At 63.1% G+C, this 22,258-nt stretch carries 20 protein-coding genes and 1 tRNA gene; 7 read left to right on the top strand and 14 right to left on the bottom strand.

Features of this window, described 5'->3' with window-relative positions; all coding sequences use genetic code 11:
- Nucleotides 1-2: 2 nt before the first annotated feature.
- Nucleotides 3-1,310: an ATP-dependent DNA helicase gene (locus tag IEV75_RS06850; protein ID WP_188451818.1), complete on the bottom strand. Its 1,308-nt coding sequence runs from the start codon at nucleotides 1,308-1,310 to the stop codon at nucleotides 3-5.
- Between the two features lie 80 nt (nucleotides 1,311-1,390).
- The gene (locus IEV75_RS06845) at nucleotides 1,391-1,831 is read right to left on the bottom strand and encodes a hypothetical protein (RefSeq protein WP_188451817.1); all 441 of its coding nucleotides are present in this window, start codon (nucleotides 1,829-1,831) and stop codon (nucleotides 1,391-1,393) included.
- Nucleotides 1,832-1,908: 77 nt separating this feature from the next.
- Between IEV75_RS06845 and IEV75_RS06840 the strand changes: the two genes are divergently transcribed.
- On the top strand, nucleotides 1,909-2,700 hold the full coding sequence (locus IEV75_RS06840; protein ID WP_188451816.1) for a HesA/MoeB/ThiF family protein: 792 nt from the start codon (nucleotides 1,909-1,911) through the stop codon (nucleotides 2,698-2,700).
- Here the strand turns inward: IEV75_RS06840 and metH are convergent.
- From metH to metF, 3 genes are read right to left on the bottom strand one after another with little or no spacing between them, the layout of a single operon-like run.
- Nucleotides 2,652-5,339, bottom strand: coding sequence for a methionine synthase (gene metH / locus IEV75_RS06835; RefSeq protein WP_188451815.1), 2,688 nt, complete (start codon nucleotides 5,337-5,339; stop codon nucleotides 2,652-2,654). The two genes, IEV75_RS06840 and metH, sit on opposite strands and share 49 nt — an antisense overlap.
- A 3-nt stretch (nucleotides 5,340-5,342) precedes the next feature.
- Nucleotides 5,343-6,413 (bottom strand): homocysteine S-methyltransferase family protein, encoded by a 1,071-nt coding sequence (locus tag IEV75_RS06830; protein WP_188451814.1) that lies wholly within the window; start codon nucleotides 6,411-6,413, stop codon nucleotides 5,343-5,345.
- Nucleotides 6,414-6,416: 3 nt separating this feature from the next.
- Nucleotides 6,417-7,307, bottom strand: coding sequence for a methylenetetrahydrofolate reductase [NAD(P)H] (metF, locus tag IEV75_RS06825; protein WP_233351786.1), 891 nt, complete (start codon nucleotides 7,305-7,307; stop codon nucleotides 6,417-6,419).
- A gap of 174 nt (nucleotides 7,308-7,481) precedes the next feature.
- Here metF and IEV75_RS06820 point away from each other — a divergent pair, with 174 nt between their 5' ends.
- From IEV75_RS06820 to IEV75_RS06810, 3 genes are read left to right on the top strand one after another with little or no spacing between them, the layout of a single operon-like run.
- Nucleotides 7,482-8,204 carry an MlaA family lipoprotein gene (locus tag IEV75_RS06820; protein ID WP_188451813.1) on the top strand — a complete coding sequence of 241 codons (723 nt, stop codon included), beginning with the start codon at nucleotides 7,482-7,484 and terminating at the stop codon, nucleotides 8,202-8,204.
- Between the two features lie 37 nt (nucleotides 8,205-8,241).
- Nucleotides 8,242-8,862 (top strand): MlaC/ttg2D family ABC transporter substrate-binding protein, encoded by a 621-nt coding sequence (locus IEV75_RS06815; protein WP_188451812.1) that lies wholly within the window; start codon nucleotides 8,242-8,244, stop codon nucleotides 8,860-8,862.
- Entirely contained in the window at nucleotides 8,862-9,692 is an 831-nt protein-coding gene (locus tag IEV75_RS06810; RefSeq protein ID WP_188451811.1) for a TIGR01459 family HAD-type hydrolase, read from the top strand. The genes IEV75_RS06815 and IEV75_RS06810 overlap by 1 nt, the downstream gene beginning before the upstream one ends.
- A gap of 9 nt (nucleotides 9,693-9,701) precedes the next feature.
- Here the strand turns inward: IEV75_RS06810 and IEV75_RS06805 are convergent, their stop codons facing one another.
- The gene (locus tag IEV75_RS06805; protein WP_188451810.1) at nucleotides 9,702-10,481 is read right to left on the bottom strand and encodes an SIMPL domain-containing protein; all 780 of its coding nucleotides are present in this window, start codon (nucleotides 10,479-10,481) and stop codon (nucleotides 9,702-9,704) included.
- 97 nt (nucleotides 10,482-10,578) lie between these two features.
- Between IEV75_RS06805 and IEV75_RS06800 the strand changes: the two genes are divergently transcribed.
- Entirely contained in the window at nucleotides 10,579-10,731 is a 153-nt protein-coding gene (locus tag IEV75_RS06800; RefSeq protein ID WP_188451809.1) for a hypothetical protein, read from the top strand.
- Nucleotides 10,722-10,798 (top strand) — tRNA-Ile (locus IEV75_RS06795). The genes IEV75_RS06800 and IEV75_RS06795 overlap by 10 nt, the downstream gene beginning before the upstream one ends.
- 43 nt (nucleotides 10,799-10,841) lie before the next feature.
- Here IEV75_RS06795 and galU read toward each other — a convergent pair.
- Both galU and glmS read right to left on the bottom strand, forming a co-directional pair.
- Nucleotides 10,842-11,720 (bottom strand): UTP--glucose-1-phosphate uridylyltransferase GalU, encoded by an 879-nt coding sequence (gene galU, locus IEV75_RS06790; RefSeq protein ID WP_188451808.1) that lies wholly within the window; start codon nucleotides 11,718-11,720, stop codon nucleotides 10,842-10,844.
- Between the two features lie 22 nt (nucleotides 11,721-11,742).
- Nucleotides 11,743-13,563, bottom strand: coding sequence for a glutamine--fructose-6-phosphate transaminase (isomerizing) (gene glmS / locus IEV75_RS06785; protein WP_188451807.1), 1,821 nt, complete (start codon nucleotides 13,561-13,563; stop codon nucleotides 11,743-11,745).
- Nucleotides 13,564-13,774: 211 nt separating this feature from the next.
- On the opposite strand from glmS, the gene IEV75_RS06780 reads away from it, so the two are divergent.
- Nucleotides 13,775-15,949, top strand: coding sequence for an LPS-assembly protein LptD (locus tag IEV75_RS06780; protein WP_188451806.1), 2,175 nt, complete (start codon nucleotides 13,775-13,777; stop codon nucleotides 15,947-15,949).
- A gap of 12 nt (nucleotides 15,950-15,961) precedes the next feature.
- Here IEV75_RS06780 and IEV75_RS06775 read toward each other — a convergent pair whose 3' ends face one another.
- The 6 genes from IEV75_RS06775 to IEV75_RS06750 all read right to left on the bottom strand — a co-directional run bounded on the left by IEV75_RS06775 (nucleotide 15,962) and on the right by IEV75_RS06750 (nucleotide 22,204).
- On the bottom strand, nucleotides 15,962-17,113 hold the full coding sequence (locus IEV75_RS06775; protein ID WP_188451805.1) for a DegT/DnrJ/EryC1/StrS family aminotransferase: 1,152 nt from the start codon (nucleotides 17,111-17,113) through the stop codon (nucleotides 15,962-15,964).
- Nucleotides 17,114-17,247: 134 nt separating this feature from the next.
- Complete coding sequence (gene rfbA, locus IEV75_RS06770) at nucleotides 17,248-18,135, bottom strand: glucose-1-phosphate thymidylyltransferase RfbA (RefSeq protein ID WP_188451804.1); 888 nt, start codon at nucleotides 18,133-18,135, stop codon at nucleotides 17,248-17,250.
- A gap of 80 nt (nucleotides 18,136-18,215) precedes the next feature.
- Nucleotides 18,216-19,262: a dTDP-glucose 4,6-dehydratase gene (gene rfbB / locus IEV75_RS06765; protein WP_188451803.1), complete on the bottom strand. Its 1,047-nt coding sequence runs from the start codon at nucleotides 19,260-19,262 to the stop codon at nucleotides 18,216-18,218.
- A gap of 23 nt (nucleotides 19,263-19,285) precedes the next feature.
- Nucleotides 19,286-20,812 (bottom strand): phosphomannomutase/phosphoglucomutase, encoded by a 1,527-nt coding sequence (locus IEV75_RS06760; RefSeq protein WP_188451802.1) that lies wholly within the window; start codon nucleotides 20,810-20,812, stop codon nucleotides 19,286-19,288.
- Nucleotides 20,813-20,863: 51 nt separating this feature from the next.
- A complete protein-coding gene (locus IEV75_RS06755; protein ID WP_188451801.1) occupies nucleotides 20,864-21,862 on the bottom strand; it encodes a KpsF/GutQ family sugar-phosphate isomerase in 999 nt (332 codons plus the stop codon).
- A 114-nt stretch (nucleotides 21,863-21,976) separates the two neighbouring features.
- Entirely contained in the window at nucleotides 21,977-22,204 is a 228-nt protein-coding gene (locus tag IEV75_RS06750; RefSeq protein ID WP_188451800.1) for a hypothetical protein, read from the bottom strand.
- Nucleotides 22,205-22,258 lie beyond the last annotated feature (54 nt).

Below are 22,258 nucleotides of genomic sequence, written 5' to 3'. Positions count from 1 at the left end.
CCCTAACCCTCCAGCCGGGCAGGCGCGGAATCGCAATAGCTCTTCACGTCGAATATGCGCTGGTCGACGATGATGTCGGACGGGCGCAACGGACGCGACAGCTCCATGCCCTCCAGGGTTCGCGCGCGTGACAGGGCGACATAGGCCTGTCCGTGCGCGAACAGGCGGCCGGGAAGGTCGAGATAGACCCGGTCCAGTGTCAGGCCCTGCGCCTTGTGGATGGTCATCGCCCAGGCAAGGCGAAGCGGAAGCTGGGTGAAGCTGCCAACCGTCTCTTTCTTGAGCGATTTCGCCGCCGGATCGTAGCTGTAGGCATGGCGGTCCCACTGCACCGGCTCAATGCGGTGCACTTCCTCACCGATCTTCACCATCACGCCCGCCTCGGCAAAACCGACGACTTCGCCGAGCGACCCGTTGACCCAGCGCCCTCCGGGATCATTCCTCAGGAGCATGACGCGCGCGCCGCGTTTCAGGATCAGCGGATCATCGGTCGGCATGATGCGCTGGTCAAACTGGCCGGAGGTCTTGCCCTCGATCAGCTCCGGCTTTCCCGGCAGGGCATCCAGGCGCTGCGCATTGATGCGGAAGGCTGCCTCATTGGTGGGGGTCAGCACGACATGGGTGGCGCTGGCTTCCAGCCCCGACCGGCCCGTGACGCGCGTATTGAGCACCGCGCCTTCCTCGCGCGTCAGCTCGCCGGTTCGCACGGCATTGAGTATCTGCACAAAATCAGGATCGGCCTGCCGGTGGACTTTCGTCAGTTCCAGCATCGAAAACCCGGCATCGCGAAAGGCGGGCGGATGAAAGAAGAACGGCCCGCCATAGGCCATCTCCAGATAGCCCGCCTCCTCGTCGCGCACGACCGGGGGAAGCTGGGATAGATCACCGACGACGATCATGCGCACCCCGCCGAAGGGTTCCGAGCTTTCCCGATTCAGGCGCAAGCTTGCATCGATCGCCCACATCATGTCGGCGCGGACCATGGAAATCTCGTCAATGACGAGGGTTTTGAGCGCTTTGACCGCGCGCGCATTGCGCAGGCGGCGGATATCCGAGGGCTCCACCAGGCGCGGTGGCAGGCGGAAAAAGGCGTGCAGGGTCTGCCCGCCCGCCTGCATGGCGGCAACGCCGGTAGGTGCCAGCACAGCGGCGCTTGGCCCCAGCCGCTCCAGCAGGGCTCGCGTCAGCGTGGTCTTGCCGGTCCCTGCCCTCCCGGTCAGGAAGACATGGGACCCGCCATTGACGAGATAGTCGAGCACCGGGCCATCGAGATCGGCCGAAGCGGGAGAATGGGCGGGCGTGTCAGTCATCGTTGCAGGCTGACGCGGTTCGCCCCCCGCCGCCAGTGGCCAGCGCTGGTCAATTCACACCTTGCTGCGCCCCGGGGGCGTCAGCTCAGCTCCGGCGCGCGGCAAGCATCCCCCTCAAAGCGGAAATCGCGCACTATCCCGTCCGGGCTGACCACGAAGCGGGTCTCGCACTCGACCATCCAGCTGCGTGGCGGGGTGTAGACCGTCTCCTCGTACTGCTCGATGCGGACATGTTCATTGCCGTGCCGGTCTGTCCAGACAATCCGGCGTTCACGCGGAATGGTGGAATAGCCGCCCGGATCATGGCGCTGTTCGGCGACGAAATAGGTCCACACCTCCGAGCCGTCGCTGAGATAGTCACGCGCCACCGGAGAGCCGCGTTCGATGATGAGCGCATCGGCCGAGTGGCCGAGATGCAATGCTGCCCGCTGGCGGTAGCCTTCCTGCGTGGCGCAGGCCGTCAGTATCAGCGCGAGCGCCGTCACCACTGCAAGGCGCGGCCGTGAAATCCCCTGTGCCATGAGACACCTCCCTTGGACCGTTTCGAGCCAAGCGTGCTATGGCGTTGATGAACCCCGCCTGAAAGGATGCGAAGAAGGTGCGCCAGACCGATATTGACCGTCATGCCCGACATATCCTCCTGAAGGAAATCGGCGGGCCCGGTCAGGCCCGGCTGGGGGCTGCCAGGGTGGTGATGATCGGAGCCGGCGGCCTCGGTACTCCGGCAGCGCTCTATCTTGTGGCAGCCGGGATCGGCAGCCTGACAATCATCGATCCCGACACGGTGAGCCTTGATAATCTCCAGCGGCAGGTGCTGTTCCGCACCGGCGATGTGGACCGGCTTAAGGTCGAGGCGGCCCGGGATGCGCTTCACGCGCTCGACCCGGCGGTCAGCATCGAGACACATGCGGTCCGGGCCGGGCCCGCAAACCTGCCCGCCGTTCTGGAGGGTGCCGACCTGGTGCTTGATGGCTGCGATGACTTTGCGACCCGCTTTGCCGTGAATGATGCCGCCATCGCGGCGGGCATTCCGCTGGTATCCGGCGCGGTCGGGCGCTGGGACGGGCAGGTCTCCACTTTCGCGCCACACCTTGGGGCCCATGCGCCCTGCTATCGCTGTCTTGTGCCCGGCATCCCCCCTGATGCGGAGAGCTGCGCGGTCACCGGCATTGTCGGGGCGATTACCGGCATTGTCGGCACGCTGATGGCACTCGAAGCGATCAAGCTCGTCACGAAAGCGGGCGAGCCGCTCATCGGCCGGGTCCAGATTGTGGACGGGCTTTCAGGCGCGCTTCGCACCGTGAAGCTGGCGCGCGATCCAGCGTGTGAGGCGTGTGGCGCTCAAGCCGCGGCGTCGGCTTCCTCCAACCGGGACGCATCGGGCTCATAGCCCAGTATCGGCGCGAGTGCCTTCTCCGCCTCCTCCACGCTCCAGCGCTTGCGCTGCGCATAGTCTTCCACCTGATCGCGCATGATGCGCCCGACGGCAAAATAGACGCTGTCAGGATGCGCCAGGTAGAGGCCGGAGACCGAGGCCGCCGGGTACATGGCCCGGCTCTCGGTCAGTTTGATGCCCGTACGCTCCGGCGCTTCGAGTAGCTTGAAGAGCAGGTCCTTTTCCGTGTGGTCCGGCTGGGCGGGGTAGCCCGGCGCCGGACGTATGCCCGCATAGGCTTCCTTGATCAGATCATCGGTGGAAAGCTTTTCGTCCTTCGCATAGCCCCAGAGCTCCTTGCGGACCCGCTCGTGGAGATATTCGGCGAAGGCTTCGGCAAAACGGTCAGCCAGCGCCTGGAACATTATGGCGGAGTAATCGTCATTGGCCTTCTTGAACCGCTCGGCGATCTCGTCCTCGGCATCACCGGACGTGACGGCGAACCCGCCTACCCAGTCGGTGACATCGCTGCGTACGAAGTCAGAGATGGACAAATAGGGCTTGTCGCCGTCCTTTTCCGCCTGCTGACGCAGGCCGAAGAAGGTGCCGATCTCCTGCTTGCAGGTTTCATCGGCAAACACAGTGATATCATCACCGTTTCGTTTCGCAGGCCACAGACCGGCAACCCCTCTGGGTTTTAGCCAGTCACCTTCCACCATCTGCTTCAGCATGGCCTGCGCATCGTCAAACAGGGCACGCGCCGCCTCGCCCCGATTGGGGTCATCGAAGATGGCCGGATACGTCCCCTTCATCTCCCAGGAGAAGAAGAAAGGCGTCCAGTCGATATAAGGCACCAGATCGGCCAGGCGCACATCATCAATGGTCGTCAGGCCGGGCTTTAGCGGTTTGACGGGCGTATGGCTGGTGGCATCGGCATCAAAAGCTTTCGCGCGCGCATCAGCGAGCGTTACACGGCGGCGATTGCCCTGTGTCCTCGCGCGGGTCTCACGGATGCGGGCATAATTGGACTGCACCTCCTCCCAATAAGGCTGGCGCTGGGCGTCGGAGAGCAGTTTCGAGACCACGCCCACCGCCCGGCTGGCATCATGCACATGGATGACCGGCGCCTTGTGGTAGGCCGGCTCGATCTTCACCGCTGTATGGGCCGGGCTGGTCGTCGCCCCGCCGATCAGAAGCGGAATGTCGAAGCCCTCGCGCTCCATCTCGCTCGCCAGAAACACCATCTCGTCCAGCGAGGGCGTGATGAGACCCGACAGGCCGATAATGTCGGCCTTGTGCTCGCGCGCGGCCTCCAGGATTTTCTCCGGCGGCACCATGACGCCGAGATCAACCACGTCATAGCCATTACATTGCAGCACGACACCGACGATATTCTTGCCGATATCGTGCACATCGCCCTTCACCGTCGCCATGATGACAAGGCCGTTGGACTCCTTGTCGAGCCCTGCCGCCTCCCGCTCGGCCTCCATATAGGGGAAGAGATGGGCGACGGCCTTCTTCATCACGCGGGCGGATTTCACCACCTGCGGCAGGAACATCTTGCCCTCGCCGAAGAGGTCCCCCACCACGTTCATCCCGTCCATGAGCGGGCCTTCAATGACGTGCAGCGGACGCTCGGCGGCTTGGCGGGCTTCTTCTGTGTCTTCGACGACGAACTCATCTAGGCCCTTCACGAGGGCGTGCTTTAAGCGCTCTGCAACGGGCAGGGAGCGCCACTCGGCGGCAGCCTTCTCTTCGGCCTCTCCGGTATCGCGATAGCCTTCAGCGGCTTCCAGAAGCCGCTCTGTGGCATCCTCGCGCCGGTTGAGGATCACATCCTCGACCAGCTCGCGCAGCTTGGGTTCGATCTCATCGTAAATCTCAAGCTGGCCGGCATTGACGATGCCCATATCCATGCCCGCCTTGATGGCATGGTAGAGAAACACCGAGTGCATGGCCTGGCGCACCGGCTCATTGCCGCGGAAAGAGAATGAGATGTTGGACACCCCGCCGGAGACATGTACGCCCGGCAGACGCTTCCTGATCTCCCGCGTGGCCTCGATGAAGGCGACGGCATAATCGTTATGCTCCTCGATCCCGGTCGCCACCGCGAAGATATTGGGATCGAAAATGATGTCTTCCGGCGGAAAGCCCAGCTCATCGACAAGGATGTGATAGGCGCGCTCGCATATCTCGACCTTGCGCTCTTTCGTGTCGGCCTGGCCCTCCTCGTCGAACGCCATCACCACCACGGCCGCGCCATAGGCAAGGCAGGCCCTCGCCTGCTCGCGGAAACTCTCCTCGCCTTCTTTCAGCGAGATGGAATTGACGATGGCCTTGCCCTGCACGCATTTCAGGCCCGCCTCGATCACCTCCCATTTGGAGCTGTCGATCATGATCGGCACGCGGGCAATGTCCGGCTCGGTGGCGATGAGATTGAGGAAGGTGATCATGGCCTGCTTTGAATCGAGCAGGCCCTCATCCATGTTGATGTCGATCACCTGGGCCCCGGCCTCAACCTGCTGACGCGCGACATCAAGGGCGGTAGCGTAATCGCCCTCCTTGATCAGCTTTCTAAAGCGCGCAGAGCCGGTGACGTTGGTACGTTCGCCAACGTTTACGAAGACGGCACGGGATTGGGCAGTATCAGTCATAAATCAGGAAGCCAGTTCAAACGGTTCAAGGCCCGACAGGCGCATGGCGCGCGGGCGTTCCGGCACGGCGCGGGGCTTGCCTGCGAAAGCAGCCTTCGCGATGGCCGCGATATGCTCAGGCGTGGTGCCGCAGCACCCGCCAACAATGTTGACAAGCCCGCCTTTCGACCAGTCGGCGATGTAAGCGGCCGTCTCATCGGGCGTCTCGTCATACTCGCCAAACGCGTTGGGCAGACCCGCATTGGGATAGGCGAGCACGCGCGTGTTCGCGACGCGGCTCATCTCGGCCACGTAAGGCCGGAGCTGCCTGGCGCCCAGCGCGCAGTTCAGCCCCACCGCCCATGGCCTTGCATGGCGCACCGAGTTCCAGAAGGCTTCGGTCGTCTGACCCGACAGGGTGCGGCCCGAGGCATCGGTAATGGTGCCTGACAGCATGAGCGGAATGGCGGGGTCAAGCTTGCCCTCATTGCGCAGATCGAGCACCGCCTTGATCGCCGCCTTGGCGTTCAGCGTGTCGAAAATCGTCTCGATCAGCAGGAAATCGGCGAACTCCGCCATGGCGAGCGCCTGCTCGGCATAGGCCTCGCGCACGGTATCGAAGGTGACATCGCGAAAGCCGGGATCTTCCACCGAAGGCGAGATGGAGAGCGTCTTGTTGGTCGGGCCGATAGCGCCCGCCACCGCGCGCGGCGTGCCGGTTTCGGCCTCTACCGCATCAGCCGCCTCGCGCGCCAGACGCGCACCTTCGCGAGCGATTTCAGCGGCAATATCCTCCATCGCGTAGTCGGCCTGCGCAATGGTGGTGGCGGAGAAGGTATTGGTCTCGATCAGGTCCGCGCCGGCCTCGAAATAGGCCTTGTGGATGGCCCGGATGGAGTCCGGCATGGTAAGGTTCAGAAGATCGTTATTGCCCTTGAGCGCGGTGTGCCAGTCAGCGAAGCGTTCCCCGCGATAATCCTCTTCGGAGGGTTTGAGGCGCTGGATCATCGTGCCCATGGCGCCGTCCAGCACCAGTATGCGCTTCTGCGCGATATCCTCGAGCGCCTTGCGGCGCGAATTGCGGTCAAATCCCATGGTTCAGGCCGCCATTTCCACCGGGCGCACGCCCAGTAGCCGGCAGGTTGCCAGCGCCAGCTCGGCCCGGTTCAGCGTGTAGAAATGGAACTGGTCCACGCCCTGGTCCGACAAGTCATGGCACAGGTCTGCGACCACATTGGCGGTCAGCAGCTCGCGTGTGCCCGGATCGCTTTCCAGCCCGTCAAACAGGTCAAACAGACGCGCCGGGATGGTCGCTCCGCAAAGCCCCGCCATGCGCACAAGACCTTCGAAATTGGCTTGCATCATGATGCCCGGCACGATCGGAATATCGATGCCCGCCTTGCGTACCCTGTCCACATAGCGGAAATAGATATCGGCATCGAAAAAGAACTGGGTGATGGCACGCGTGGCGCCATTGTCGATCTTGGCTTTCAGCAAGTCGATATCATGATCGAAGCTGGCGCTTTCGGGGTGCTTTTCCGGGTAGCAGCCGACAGACACCTCGAAATCACCGAGCTTGCGGATGCCGGCGGTCAGTTCGGCGGCATTGGCGTAGCCGCCCTCGAACGGTTCATAGCGCTCTCCCACACCGCTTGGCGGATCACCGCGCAGCGCCACGATGTGGCGCACGCCCGCATTCCAGTAATCGCGGATCACCTCGTCCACTTCGTCACACCGCGCGTCCACACAGGTCAGGTGGGCTGCGGGTTTGAGAGCAGTCTCTTCCACGATACGGCGCACCGTGCGGTGCGTCCGGTCACGCGTCGAGCCGCCCGCCCCGTATGTCACCGACACATAAAGCGGATCGAGCGGGGCCAGCCGTGAGATGGAATCCCACAGCCGCTCCTCCATCGCCTCATTCTTGGGCGGGAAAAATTCGAATGATATGGCCGGGCCGGGCCGGGCCGGCAGGGTGCGCCCATCGGGCATGGTGCCGCCTCGCATCGCAAACAACTACATAAGGATATCTTTATGCGATTATCTGGTCTGCTTCAATGCCAAAGGCACAAATCCATCTTTGGCAAAACGCGCAGACGCCTTATTTAAGTCAGCCGGATGCGGGGGCACCGGACACGAAGCCGCGCTGGAAGGGATATTGGAAACATGCGCCATCTACGCCTTGCAGGCCTTGCGATTCTGGCCGGACTGGCTGTCTCGGCCTGCACCACGCGGCCCGAATCCCTTCAGACGAACGATCCGCTGGAGCCGCTGAACAGGGCCGTGTTCAGCTTCAACAGCGCAGCAGACGAAGCTGTGATCGCGCCTGCGGCCTATGCCTATCGCGATGTCGTGCCCGCACCGGCCCGGACCGGCGTGCGCAACGCGCTGCGTAATCTCAATGAGCCGGTCGTGTTCGCAAACCTGCTGCTGCAGGGGCGTCCAGGTGACGCGTTTGCCACGGCCAGCCGGTTTGGCCTGAACACGATTGTCGGCGTAGGCGGGCTGTTTGATGTCGCCAGCGAAGCCAATATCGAGCGGCGCGACACCGATTTCGGCCTAACGCTCGGGCGTTGGGGTGTTGAAAGCGGTCCCTATATGGTCCTGCCCTTCCTGGGCCCGTCGAGCGTGCGCGACACGTTCGGCAGGTTCGTGGACCGCTATCCCCATCCGACCTACTGGGTGGAGGATGTCCGCGAGACCGAGGCGATCTGGGTCTACCGGGGCATTTTTGCCATAGATGTCAGGCTCCAGCTGGATGAAACCTTCCAGAGTCTGGAACGTAGTGCCATAGACCCCTACGTTCAGTTGCGCTCGGTCTACCGGCAGAACCGGGCGAATGCGCTGGGAACGGCGCAGGACTACGAAGATCTGCCCGATTTCGACTGACGTGATGGGAGCCACGCCAGCCACCAGGACAGGAAGCATGCTCCATTTAATCAGACTTTCCACGATCAGCCTTGTGGCCGCTTTTGCGGTGCTGGCGTTCACCCAGCTATCGCACGCTCAGGACGCCGGCGAGGCGGAAGCGTTCGTCCAGCGTGAAGCCCAGCAGGTTATTGACGCCTTGCAGGCCTATAATCAGGGCGAGCTGGACGAGGAGACGCTCAAGCGCAATTTCCGCGAACGGGTGGACATTCTCGCCGATGTGCCGCGCATCACGAATTTCGTGCTGGGGCGGTATCGCCGCGGTGCAGATGAAGCTGAACTTGAAGAATTCCGCGGCGTATTCCGCGAATTTGCGATCAACGTCTATGAGCGTGAACTGGGCAATTATGCAGGCCAGACGCTGGAGGTAACAGGCTCTGTCACCCGTGCGCCCGGCGACTTCATTGTCCGCTCCACAGTGCGGGCCAATGGCGCGGGCGAGGATGTGCCCGTCAACTGGCGCGTGCTGAGCGGGGATGAGGGCATGAAGGTGGTCGATGCCGAGGTTCTGGGCGTCTGGCTGGCCCAGACCCAGCGCGAGGAAATCACCAGCATTATCGGTAATGCACGCGGCGATATCAGTGCGGCAACCCGCGCCCTGCGCCAGCGAATGCAGTAATGGCAGCATCGAAGGTTCCGGCACCGGCCCGGCTGGGACAACTGGCAGGCCGGTATGATGCCATTCTGTGCGATGTCTGGGGCGTGATACGGGACGGGGAGAGTCTGATCGGCCCTGCGCTGGACGCACTGATCCGTTTCCGGGAGCAAGGAGGCCAGGTCTGCCTGGTGTCCAACTCGCCGCGCCGTTCACTGTCGCTGGAACACTTCCTGAAGGGAATGGGGGCGCCGGACGGGGTATGGGACGCGGCCGTCACCTCCGGTGATGCCACACACGCGCTCCTGACCGGGTTCGGCAAGGGCCCGGCCTACAAGCTGGGGCCCGATTTCGACGATCCGATCTATGCCGGGACGCAGCTGGAGTTTTCCGCCCTGCAGGACGCAAGGCTGATCTCGTGCACCGGCCTGATCGACTACCAGACCGAAACGCCGGAGGATTATGCCGGACTTCTGGAAGAGGCGGCGGCGCTGGGCCTGCCCATGGTCTGCGCCAATCCCGACATAGTGGTTCAGGGGCCGGGCGGGCGGCTGCTCTACTGTGCGGGGGCGCTGGCCGAGGCCTATGAGAAGCTGGGCGGCACTGCCCTCTATGCCGGAAAGCCGCATGCACCGATCTACGAGCTGGCGTATCAGGCGTTGGCGGGGCTGTCCGGCGAAACTCCGCCCAAGGCGCGCATCCTGGCGATAGGCGACGGGCCGGCGACCGATCTGGCGGGCGCAAACCGCGAAGGGCTGGACTGCCTTTTCATCACTGGCGGGATCAATTCCGGCGAGATCAGCTGGCCGGACGACCGGAGCCCGCGCTGGCAGGCCCCGGAGCTCATCTGGTAGGCGCTTCTATCAGGGCTGGATGGCCCAGACTGCATCGACATTCACCGAGATCGTGATCTCGCCCGGCGCCACTTCGGTGCCGGCATCCATCGAAATGGACTCCGCGCGGGCATACATCATCGGCGAAGGCTGGCTGGAGCCGCTCTCGCTCAGCGAGATCAGGCGCCCCGTCGAGATGCCGGCCGCTTCCGCATAGAGCGCACGCAGGCGATTGAGTTCGTTCACCGCGCGGCGGCGGGCCTCGTCACGGGCCTCTGCGGGGTCGGAATGGGTGAAATTCACACCCTGAAGCTGGTTGGCACCGGAAGATACCAGCGCATCAATCGTGCGGCCCACGCGGTCCATGTCGCGCACGATCACGCGCACCGTATTGCTGGCCTCATAGCCGACAATGCGCTGGTCTCGCCCGCGCTCGGAAGAATCGTAGGGTGCGTAGACCGCGTTGAGCGACAGGCCGGAGGTCTGGATATCGCGCCGGGCAATGCCTGCGCGCTCCAGCGCCTGAAACACGCCCGACATGGCGCGCGCATTGGCGGCCAGTGCCTCGGCAGCCGTATCGGCGCGGGTCTGTGCACCGGCGCTGACCGTGGCCATGTCCGGTGCGATACGCACCTCGCCGCGCGCCGACAGGGACAGGCGGCCCTCTTGCGTCTCGGTCTGCGCCTGCGCAAAGGCCGGAACCGGCATCATCGCCGCCGCGCCCAGCAGCAGGCCGGCTGCCAGGGCCGCGCCGGTGAGGCGCCGCCGCAAGGCCACACGGGCCTGCGCAACATTCGAATTATGGTTCATCTTCAATCTCCGCTTTCAATCCGTATCGCGCGCAGGCGGAATTCTCCCGCGCCCCGGACCGGATAACGATCCGGCTGCAGCGAGGTTGCATCGCGATTTGTCCATCTCCCCACGCACGCAAGGCGAAAGCAAGGCGGGGCAGTGGCGCGCCCATGACCATCGCGTTCCGGCGGACGCGGAAATTGGCGTGAAGCGCGCGCTTCCCCCTCCCGCCAGCGTGCGCTATCAGGGCGCTACGGTGGGCCTGTAGCTCAATTGGTCAGAGCCGGCGGCTCATAACCGCTTGGTTGGGGGTTCGAGTCCCTCCGGGCCCACCATTTTTCCGCATAGCGCTAGCTGGTGCAGACGCTGAGGGTGCCCCTACCGCTTCAGCAGGCTTTCCAGAATACGGCGCACTTCCGCGCCATGTTCCGGGTCGCCAAGGCCAAAAGCGGCGGCGGCGCGCAAATATCCGGTCTTGGAGCCGGTATCGAAGGTTTCGCCGGTAAAGGGCAAGGCGTGGAAGGGGCTGGTTTCCATGAGCTTCAGCATGGCGTCGGTCAGCTGGATCTCGCCGCCTGCGCCGGGCTTTTGCTCATCGAGCGCATCGAAAATCTCCGGCTGCAGGATGTAGCGGCCCGAAATCATCATGTTGGACGGCGCGTCCTTCACGGCGGGCTTTTCCACCATGCCGAGCATCTCGATCAGATCGCCCTTGCGTGCGCCCGGCTCGATAACACCGTAGGAGCTGACATCTTCCATCGGCACTTCCTCGACGGAGATCAGATTGCCGCCAATGGACTGGTAGGCTTTTGCCATCGCGGCCAGGCACGGTGTCTCAGCGCGCATGATCATGTCGGGCAACAGCACGGCAAAGGGCTCGTTGCCAACGATCTCGCGCGCGCACCACACCGCATGGCCAAGCCCCAGCGGGGCCTGCTGGCGCACAAAGCTGCACGCGCCGGGCGCGGGAAGGTCGGCGCGCAGCTCTTCGAGAAGCTTCGTCTTGCCCTTGGCCTCCAGCGTCATTTCCAGCTCGTAGGCGGTATCGAAATAGTCCTCGATCGAGGCCTTGTTGCGCCCGGTGACGAAGACGAAGTGCTCGATGCCCGCCGCACGGGCCTCATCAACCACGTAGTGGATGGCCGGCCGGTCGAAGACGGGCAGCATCTCCTTGGGCATCACCTTGGTGGCGGGCAGAACGCGCGTGCCAAGACCGGCAACAGGAAGAACGGCCTTGCGGACCGGCTTTTTCGACATGCTCGATACTCCGTGGGGAGGCTTATTCGACGGTTACGGACTTGGCGAGATTTCGCGGCTGGTCCACATCGGTCCCCTTGTAGACGGCGACATGATAGGCGAGCAACTGCACCGCGCTGGCGAACAATAGCGGATTGGTCAGCTGGCTGCCCTTGGGCAGGGTGATGATGCGCGCCGCCTCGCCTTCCAGCGCACGCGCGCCTTCCGGGTCTGTGATCGCAATGACATGCGCGCCGCGGCTGGCTACCTGCTGGATGGATGAACGCGTCTTGTCGAACAGCGCATCGTGCGGCGCGATGACGATGACCGGCAGGCCCTCCTCGATCAGCGCGATCGGGCCATGTTTGAGCTCGCCAGCGGCATAGCCCTCGGCGTGGATATAGCTGATTTCCTTCAGCTTCAGCGCCGCCTCAAGCGCCAGCGGGAAATTCTGGTTGCGCCCCAGATAGAGTACCGTGGGATGACCGGCGATCTCATGCGCGAGCTGCTCGATCTCGCCTTCCCGCTCCAGCGCTTTGACCATCAGGCCCGGCGAAGCCAGAAGGCTCGCGACATGGCCGGCCTCCTGCGCGCGGTCCAGATGGCCGCGATGGCGCCCGGCCAGCACGGCCAGGCACGCCAGTGCGGAGAGCTGGCTGGTAAAGGCTTTGGTCGATGCCACGCCGATTTCTGGGCCTGCCAGCGTCGGCACAACGAGGGAAGCCTCGCGCGCAATCGTCGAATGTGGGGTGTTGACCAGCGCCAGTGTCTGCACGCCTGCCGCAGCGGCCAGGCGCATGGCCTCCAGCGTGTCGGCGGTCTCACCCGACTGCGAGATGAAAAGCGCGATGTCGCCGGGCAGGAAGACCGGATCGCGATAGCGGAACTCCGAGGCGATATCGACCTCAACGGCAAGGCGTGCGAGCGAACCGAACCAGTAACGCGAGATTTCACCGGCATAAGCCGCCGTTCCGCAGCCCACGATGATGAGCCGGCTGGCCGCGCGGAAATCGAGCCCGGCAATTTCGTGAACGCTGTTTTCAAAAGCATCCACATAGTGCGATACGGTGCGGCCCATCACTTCGGGCTGCTCATGGATTTCCTTTTCCATGAAGTGCCGGTGATTGCCCTTTTCGGCGAGCACATGGCTGGTCTCGGCGGGGACCAGCTTACGCGTGACGGCGCTCCCACGGGCGTCAAACACCTCGATTCTGCCGGGGCGGATTACCGCCATGTCGCCATCATCCAGGAACATGATCTGGCTGGCATGGCCGGATAGCGCCAGCGGGTCCGAGCCCAGATAGCCTTCATTGCCGCCGAGACCGGCAATCAGCGGCGCACCCTTGCGGGCACCCATGATAAAGCCGGTTTCACCATCGATCATGACGCCCAGCGCGAACGCGCCTTCCAGGCGGGGCAATACGGATTTCAGAGCAGCAACAGGATCGCTGCCCGCCTGCATTTCCCGGTCAATCAGATGGGCGACAACTTCAGTATCGGTCTGGCTGGTGAAGGTGCGCCCCTGCGCAGCGAGACCCTCGCGCAGCGACTTGAAATTCTCGATTATTCCGTTGTGCACGACCAGCACCCGCCCGGCCTTGTGGGGGTGCGCATTGTCATCGCTTGCAGCGCCATGGGTGGCCCAGCGTGTATGGCCGATAGCGGTGCTGCCGCCCAGTGCCGCCGGAACCTTGTCGGCAAGGGCCTGCACCTTGCCTGTTGCGCGCAGGCGATGGAGTGCCCCGCCCTTGTCAATAACGCCCATGCCAGCGGAATCGTAGCCACGGTATTCAAGCCTGCGAAGGCCCTCGATAATGAAGCCTTCGGCTTCGCCGTGACCGACCACCCCAACAATACCGCACATTCAGCAACTCCCGGATTTGCTGCAGACCTTACGTCCCTGATTTCCGACTGCTTAGTGGCAGGCCTCAGGACGTTACGCAAGGCAGCTCGCAATCACGCTTGATGACGGTTTGTGAAAGGAGCGCCGGCAGGCCACGGCCCATGGACGCCCCGGACCCGATGGGTTAGGAGTTCAGGTTCATGCGAGGGGACATTTGTGGAGCATTGAGGGCATGAGATTGCCGTTCAGGACAATGTGTGCGGCAGCTGCCCTGCTCACGGGACTTGTGGTTCCGGCCGGTGCCTCCGCGCAGGAGAGCGAACAACCCGTCTATCTTGACGCGATCGAAATCGAACAGAATCGCGATGGCAATGTCATCACCGCGCGCGGTGATGTCAGCGTCCAGTCCGGTGACCGCCTCCTCTTCGCCGACGAAGTTGAATACCGCACCGACGAGGACCGGGTCATCGCGCGCGGCAATGTGCGGCTGCATGATGGCAACCTGCCCGCCCAGACCGCCGACGAGATCGAGCTGACAAATGAGTGGTCCGAGGCAATGGCCACCGGCTTTGCCATGCTCATGGAGAATAATGGCCGGGCCGCATCGGCCTATGCCGTGCGCCGGTCGGACGGGGGCGTCACCCTCTACCGCGCCTACTATACCGCGTGCGATCTGTGCGAAGACGACAGCCGCTCGCCTACCTGGCGGTTCCGCGCGCGCGAGGTCGTGCAGGACCCCGAATCGGAAATGATCTATTATCGCGATGTCCGGCTGGAGGCGTTCGGCGTCCCGATCTTCTACTCGCCCGTATTCGCGCACGCAGACCCGTCTGCGCCGCGCCGTTCAGGCTTTCTTATCCCCACGGTCGATCTGTCCAACCGGCTCGGCTTTGTCTATCAGCAACCCTATTACCACGTCATGTCACCGCACCGCGATCTTGTGGTGACACCCATGGTCATGACCGAGTTCAACCCGGTCATGCGCTATGAGTACCGGCAGCGCTTCTGGTCAGGCGCCATCAATATACGCGGCAGCGCCACCTATGAGCAGGAATTCGACCGGGACGGCCCGTTTGGCGATTCCGAGCTTCGCGGTCATGTCGCGGGGTCGGGCGCGTTCCGCGTCGCCCCCGGCTGGGTATGGCGCTTCAATGTGCAGCTGACATCCGACCCGTTGTACCTGGAGCGTTACGGGCTCAGCGGCGATGCCGACAGGTCCTCAGACTTTGCCAGGCTGAACGCGCGCCTTCTGCCAAGCGAGATCAATCTGCGCGGGCGGACCCGGCAGTATTTCGCCAATGCCACCGTCATGGGGTTCCAGTCCCTTGCCGACAACATCGATGATGAGACCCTGCCGCTGATAGCCCCGATCATCGAAGCGGAATACCGGCTGCCCCTGCCCGGCTGGGCCGGGTTTGCCAATGCCAGGGCGTCTGGCATCTATCTGACACGCAATGTGGGCGATGATTATGCGCGCGCGACCGGCGAGATCGACTGGTCACGCAATTTCACCCTGCCGGGCGGCATTCGCGTGTCACCCTATGCCGCAGCACGCGGCGACGCATATCATTTCACACGCACCAACCGCCGGGGAGAAACCCTGGAAACGCGCGAGTTCACGCGCACCATGGCCAATGCGGGTGTGGACGTGTCCTGGCCGTTCATGCGGCCCGGCGATCTGGGTGACACCATACTGGCACCGCGCATCCAGCTTGCCAGTTCGACCGCGCTCGGTGATGACGAGCTGGCTCCCGGCGAAGACAGCCTCAATCTGGAACTTGACGTCTCCAACCTGTTCGCGCGCAACCGGGCCAACGGGTATGATGCCTGGGAGGAGGGAACCCGCCTGAATGCCGGCATCACAGCCAGCTTCCTGTCGAATTTGCGCTATTTGCCTGACACTGAACTGTTTGTCGGACGCAGTTTCCGGCTGGATGGCGATGCCAGCTTCGGCCCCGGTTCCGGCCTCGACGAGGAGCAATCGGACTGGGTGGCGCAGCTGGACGTCAATTTCGGCAACATGTTCGAGCTGGGCGTGAGGGGCCGTTATGACGGTGACACCACCCAGGCCAACCGGATTGACGCCTTCTCGCGGGTCTCTGTCTGGCGCGTCAGCGGCAATGTAACCTACTCGCTGGTCGACGATGCGGCGGTCAATGCGCGGGTACGCGAGTCGGTCAATTTCGGCGGCAATTTCCGCGTTACCGACAACTGGTTTGTCGCCTATTCGGGCGTGCGCGATCTGGAGCGCGGCATCACACGCAAACAGGATGTCAGCCTGGTCTATCGCGATGAATGCACCGATGTGCGGATCATCTACGACCAGACCAATTACGATATCGGCAATCTGGGCCCGCGCCGCTCGATCATGTTGCAGGTCACGCTGTTCTCTATCGGGAACGGATAGGGCGGGTCAGGCTCACTGGAACTCGCGGATTGCCGTGATGATGGTGTCCTGCGCAGCCTCGTCCAGATAAGGATGCATGGGCAGGGAGATCACCCGGTCTGCCTTGTTTTCCGTGACGGGCAGTCCGCCGGGCCCTGACGGGTATTTGGCGTAAGGCTCCTGGGCATGGATCGGGATGGGGTAGTACACCGCCGTCGGTATGCCGCGTGACTTCAGGTGGGCGGACAGCGCGTCCCGGCGGCTATGCTCGATCGTGTATTGCGCCCAGACGGACACCCCGCCGGCAATGACCTGCGGCACGCTATCCACGTGCTTTTCCAGATGCGTGTTGTAGCGCTCGGCGATGCGGTTACGCGCCGCGATCTCGTCAGGGAAGATGGCCAGCTTTTCCAGCAGCACCGCCGCCTGAATGGTATCAAGGCGCGAGTTCATGCCGATACGGACATTGAAATATTTGGGGTCGTGCTCGAAGGCCCGCTTCTCGATGTCACGCGGCATGGCCTTACCGTGCACCGCGAGCGATTCCATGATCTCTGCCAGATCGGCGTCATCGGTCAGCACCGCGCCGCCATCGCCATAGCAGCCCAGCGGCTTGGCCGGGAAGAAAGAGGTGGTCGTCACATCGCTCCAGTGGGAGGGGTGTTTGCCCTCCAGCGTGCAGCCAAAGCCCTGCGCGCTGTCGGCAATCAGCTTCAGCCCGTGCCGCTTCGCGATATCTGCGATCTGCGGATAATTGGCCGGCTGGCCAAACAGGTCCACCGCGATCACGACACGCGGGTTCAGCTCTCCTTTGGCCTTCACCATCTCGATGGAGGCCTCAAGATGGGCCGGATCCATATTGTAGGTCGCCGGGTCGATATCCACGAACACGGGCGTGGCGCCGAGCCACGGCACCACTTCGGCTGTGGCGGTAAAGGTGAAGGACGGGCAGAACACGGCATCGCCGGGACGCAGGCCCCACGCCATCAGGGGCAGGACAAGGGCATCAGTGCCGTTTGCGCAACCCAGCGCCCGCGATGAGCCGCTGAACCGGGCCAGCGCCGTCTCCAGCTCCTGCACTTCCGGGCCCAGAATGAACCGCCCGCTGCGTACGGCGGACATGATGCGGGCGTCTACCTTCTCCGCAATGCGGGTGTACTGGGCTTGAAGGTCGATGAATTGCATGACGGAATCCTGTGGGTCGGCTGCCGCTCTCGCGCGGCCTTTCTGATCTGGCGCGACCATGATGCAGGCCTGCGCGATGCGGGAATCACAATCTGTTTCCATATCTGCCAACCTGCCTCCGGCCGGCACAGATATCATTTCGCCTTGTCTGCCAGTCTTTGCAGATAGTGGGCGTAGCTGCCACCGCCCATGTCGGTTGCCAGCGCACGAAGCGCATCACGATCAATGAAATTCTGCCGGAATGCGATCTCTTCGGGGCAGGCGATCTTCGAGCCCTGCCGGCGCTCCAGTGTGGAGACGAAGTCGGCTGCTTCCAGCAGGCTGTCGGGCGTACCCGTATCCAGCCAGGCATAGCCCGCACCCATTGTTTCAACGTCCAGCTCGCCCGCATCGAGATACATTTGCAAGAGGCAGGTAATTTCCAGCTCGCCGCGCCTGGAGGGCTTCACCTTGCGTGCCCGTGCCGGGGCGCTTCCATCAAGGAAGTAGAGGCCGGTGACGGCAAACTCCGAGGGCGGAACTTCCGGCTTTTCGACAATCCCGGTGGCGCGGCCATCATCATCAAAGGCCAGCACACCGTAGCGCTGCGGGTCGGCAACTTCGTAGCCGAACACAGTTCCGCCGGAAATCCTGGCATCCGCCGAACGCAACATCTCGCGCAGGCCATGGCCGAAGAAGATATTGTCCCCCAGCACCATCACCGATGGTGCACCATCGAGAAAATCCTCCGCCAGCAGATAGGCCTGTGCCAGCCCGTCCGGCGAAGGCTGGGTGATATAGCTCAGCGCGATGCCCCACTGGCTGCCGTCGCCCAGCAGCGCCTGAAACAGTGCCTGGTCATGCGGCGTGGTGATGATGGCGATCTCGCGCACGCCGGTCATCATCAGCACCGATAGCGGATAATAGATCATCGGCTTGTCGTAGATCGGCAGGAGCTGCTTGGAGACGACCGCCGTGACCGGGTAGAGCCGCGAGCCCGAACCGCCGGCCAGAATAATACCCTTGCGTGCTGTCACGGCCATGTTCCCACAGTGCGATCCATCCGGCCCACTGTATCCGGCGCGTGCCGCCTTGCGTCAATGCGCACGAGGCCGCAGCGGCATCAGACTTTTGTACCGAGCCTTACCCCTGCCCCGTCACGCGCCAGCAAGGGCCGCCACCAGCTCTCATGTTTCAGATACCATCGCACCGTGCGCCGCAAACCTTCATCGAGCGACACCGAAGGCTCCCAGCCCAGCTCGCCGGCTATGCGGCTGGCATCAATGGCGTATCGGGCATCATGTCCGGGGCGGTCTTTGACAAAGCTGATGAGCTTCGCATGGGGCTTTCCTGTCGGACGCAGTTCATCCAGTACCGCGCACAGGGCCGTCACCAGCTCCAGATTGGTGCGCTCGCTATTGCCGCCAATATTGTAGGAACGGCCGGTCTCGCCCCTTTGCAGAACGGTCAGCAGGGCATCGGCATGGTCTTCGACATAGAGCCAGTCGCGCACATTGGAGCCATCACCATAGACCGGCAAAGGCTCGCCCGCGAGCGCCTTGATGATCATCAGCGGGATCAGCTTTTCGGGGAAATGATACGGCCCGTAATTGTTGGAGCAATTGCTCAGCACCACCGGCAGGCCATAGGTTTCGTGCCAGGCGCGCACCAGATGATCGGCGGCCGCCTTGGAGGCTGAATAGGGCGAGCGCGGATCGTAGCGCGTCTCTTCGATAAACTTCACTGATGGATCTGCAGGCAGTGAACCGAACACCTCGTCGGTGGAGATATGGTGAAAGCGGAAATGCTCCGGCCTCCCCTTGCCCGCCCAGTATTTGCGTGCCGCTTCGAGCAGGTTGAACGTGCCGGTGATATTGGTCTCGATGAAGTCAGATGGCCCGTCAATCGAGCGGTCTACATGGCTTTCCGCGGCCAGATGCATCACGGCATCGGGATGGTGCGCATTGAAAATGCGATCGAGCGCTTCGCGGTCACGGATATCGGCATGCTCGAAGGCATAGAGCGGGGATGCGGCCACGGACGCCACATTCTCCAGTGATGCGGCATAGGTCAGCGCATCGAGATTGATCACCGACAGGCCGCGCGACACGGCCAGGCGGATAACCGCCGAGCCGATAAATCCCGCCCCGCCTGTGACCAGTATCTTCATCGCCCTGCCCGACTCCCCCGCGCTTAGATTTCCTGATCGAATGCGCCCACTTCAGGATGGTTTGCCAGTTCCTGCTTGATGGCGCCAAAGATCGCGCTGACATCATCCTTCGAAGTCAGGCTTTCCACCACCACCACCAGGTTGGGGGTGTTGGAGGAGGCGCGGATGAGCCCCCACGCCCCATCGGCAAAGGTAAAGCGCACGCCATTGACCGTATTCACATCGACGATCTCGCGGCCCGCCACCTTCTCACCCTTCTCCTTCTTGCCTTCAAAGCTGGCGATGATGCGGTCCACGACGGCGTATTTCACCTCGTCCGCGCAGGCAGGCGACATGGTGGGTGAGCCATAGCTGACCGGCAAGGCGCGTTTCAGGTCTGCCATCGAGCTATCGGGGTTATTGTCCAGCATTGCGAGGACGCAGCGCGCCGCCGTCAGCCCGCAATCATAGCCCTTGCCCACGGGCGGCTGCAGGAAGAAATGGCCGGACTTTTCAAAGCCTGCCAGGGCGCCAAGCTTGTGGGAGCGGCGCTTGATATAGGAATGGCCGGTCTTGAAGTAATCGGTCTTCGCGCCATTGGCCTTGAGCACCGGATCGGTGGCGTAAAGCCCGGTCGATTTGACATCGACCACAAAAGTCGCGCCGGGGTGTTCCGCCGACAGGTCACGCGCGAGCATGAGGCCCACCTTGTCGGCGAAAATCTCCTCGCCTTCATTATCGACTACGCCGCAGCGATCCCCGTCACCATCAAAGGCGAGGCCCACATCGGCCTTGTGTTCGCGCACCGCATCGGCCAGCGCGTGCAACATCTTCATGTCTTCAGGGTTCGGGTTATAGCGCGGGAAAGTGTGGTCCAGAGCGCAATCGAGCGCGACCACCTCCACGCCCATGGCTTCGAGTGCCTGAGGGGCAAAAGCGCCCGCCGTGCCATTGCCGCAGGCGGCCACAACCTTCAGCTTGCGCTTTGCTTTGAACCCACCCACCAGATCGGAAATATAGCGCTCGCGCAGGCCCTCGACGCGGACATAGCCACCGCCAGCGCGCGCCTTGCCAAGCCCCTCCAGAACGATCGTCTTCAGACGGCCCATCTCGTCCGGACCGAAGGTGAGCGGGCGCTCCACGCCCATCTTCACGCCGGTCCAGCCATTGGAGTTATGGCTGGCCGTGACCATGGCGACTGCCGGCACGTCCAGATCAAACTGCGCGAAATAGGCCATGGGCGACAGGGCAAGGCCGATATCGTGCACGGTCACACCGGCCTGCATCAGCCCGACTTCCAGCGCCTGCTTCACCGACAGCGAATAGCTGCGGAAATCGTGGCCGGTGACGATGTGCGGCGCGATGCCAAGCTCATGCATCAGCGTGCCAAGGCCGAGCCCGAGAGCCTGCACCCCATAAAGGTTCAGCTCTGGTGCCTTGTCGGAACCCGGATGACCAAACCACCAGCGCGCATCGTACTCGCGAAAGCCGGTCGGCTTGATGAGCGGGCGGGTCTCGAAATCCCAGCTATTGGGCTGGATGTCGGCGGCGGGGCGCTGGCTGTCGGTCATTTAGGCCTCACGGTGGGTCAGGTCGGAGCGGGGGTAAGCAGGAACGGCGGGCTAGCTGAGGCCGGCACGCAAAAGATCGTGGATATGCAACAGGCCTAGGGGCTTGCCGGTTTCATCGCAGACGAACACGGACAGGATTTTGTGCGACCCGGCGGTCATCAGCCGCAAGGCATCGGCGGCGAGGTCACCCGGCCGGACACTTTTGGGGTTGGCCGTCATGATTGCCTCGACAGGCGATGCGGTCAGGTCCGGGCTCATATGGCGGCGCAGATCGCCATCGGTAATGATCCCGGTCAGCTTGCCGCCGCGCGTAATGCCCACACAGCCAAACCCTTTGGAGCTCATCACGATGAGCGCATCCGACATGAGCGTGCCTTCTTCGGCCAGCGGCATGTCGGCATGCATCAGGTCACCGGCCTTGAGGAAGGCCGCGCCCAGCGTTCCGCCCGGATGGAAGGTGGCAAAATCGGCCGCCGTGAACCCGCGCGCCTCTATCAGTGCCACTGCGAGCGCATCGCCATAGGCCATCATCAGCGTAGTAGAGGTGGTCGGCGCGCGTGTCTCACCGGCTGCTTCTGGCGCATCGGGAATGAGCAGGAGGTGGTCACTCGCCTTTGCGAGCGTGCTGTCCGCGCCGGCGGTGAGTGCAATCAGCGGCACACCGAAGCGGCGGCAATAGGCGCTCAGATCACCCAGTTCGCGCGTCTCACCGGACTTGGACAGGGCCAGCACCGCATCGCTGGAGGTGATCATGCCCAGATCGCCATGACTGGCCTCAGCCGGGTGAACATATTGCGCCGGCGTGCCGGTGGAGGCGAGGGTGGCGGCAATCTTGCGCGCGACATGGCCGGACTTGCCGACACCTGCGCAGATGAGACGGCCCTGCAATGTGGCCAGCAGGCTGACCACGCCAACCGCGCGCTCGTCAAATGCGTCCTCCAGCGCGGCCAGTCCCTCGCGCTCGATCCGCGCGGTGCGGCGCATGGCATCAAGGATACGCGCGGTATCTATCCGGGCATTCGGTCGGGTCAGGCTTTCGGGTTCGGACATGGAAAAGGGATCAACCTCAATCGTGGTGCGCAGACCAGCGCCGGTTTCCGGGGCATACGGTCTGGCGTTTCACTCCGCTTGAGGCTTTAGCAGCGCTGCATGACGCTGGCCAGTTCAGAAGGCGTGATTGCCGATCTGGGTGGCGACGAAGGACAGGAAGCGGTCCAGCGTTTCCTGGGTCTCTGTCTCGATGATGCGCGCGCTGGCATGCCCGCCCGGCTCTGTCATGTAGAACATGCATTCGGACGTGCGTGCCGCCAGCTCCTCGGTAAAGCTGGCCACCAGCCGGTCGAGTAACGCGGCCTCGTCCCCGTTTGCGGGGGTCACTACCTGCCGGATCATCCCAACACCCCTAGCACTCTGCCGGGCGCCGTTTGCCGGCGCCTCATTAAAGCC

Origin of the sequence: Glycocaulis albus (genome assembly GCF_014639075.1) — a bacterium.
Lineage (GTDB): Bacteria > Pseudomonadota > Alphaproteobacteria > Caulobacterales > Maricaulaceae > Glycocaulis > Glycocaulis albus.
Note: the sequence above shows the minus strand (reverse complement) of the source record. Positions and strands in the feature narration are given on the sequence as shown.